Consider the following 738-nt stretch of genomic DNA (forward strand, 5'->3'; position numbering starts at 1 on the left):
CTCAAACGCTAACGGTGCTTGAAGACTATCTCGAAGAATTTCCAGGTGTTGTGATCACCGTATCGCATGATCGCTATTTCTTAGATAAAGTAGCAGATTACTTACTAGTTTTTGAAGGAGAAGGAAACATTTCGATTTATTTTGGCGCTTATACAGATCAATTGGAAKAAGCGATGAAGAAGAAGCAGGCAATGGTTCAGCAGGCTAAAGTGAAAGAAGAAAAGCCAAAACAGCCGGAGAAAACGAAAAAGCGTCGCTTAACGTATAAAGAACAAAAAGAATGGGAAGAAATCGAAGATAATATTGCAGCAAAAGAAGAAGAAATTGAACGCTTAACAAGTGAAATTGAACAGGTGGGCAGCGATTATACAAAAGCGCATAACCTATCGTTAGAACAAGAGAAAGCAAACGAAGAATTAAGTGCACTGCTTGATCGCTGGGCAGAGCTTTCAGAGCTGATTGAAGAAATTGAAAACGCGTAAACAAGTCGTTAGACTGAGTATAAGGCACATGCTACAATTTTAATGASAGGAGTACGATACGATATGAACATTAAATCAATTGAGCCAACGCCAAGTCCGAATACAATGAAAATTAATTTAGACGAAGTGCTATCAGGCGGAAAAAGCAATAACTATACGGAAAAAAATGCTGAAGCAGCTCCTGAAGTTGTTCAAGACATCTTGAAAGTAGAAGGGGTAAAAGGAGTCTACCACGTAGCGGACTTCTTAGCAGTAG

Annotated in this window: 1 protein-coding gene and 1 pseudogene; both read left to right on the forward strand. The window is 39.0% G+C overall.

All coding sequences use genetic code 11. The features are described 5' to 3' along the window. Positions 1-482: pseudogene (locus AC1DRF_RS30790) on the forward strand (ABC transporter ATP-binding protein); the annotation flags it as partial. 63 nt (positions 483-545) lie between these two features. After that, positions 546-738 (forward strand): NifU N-terminal domain-containing protein (locus tag AC1DRF_RS30795; RefSeq protein ID WP_477742673.1); only part of this gene is annotated, 193 nt, incomplete at its 3' end.

The organism is Priestia sp. P5_B4 (assembly GCF_056400385.1).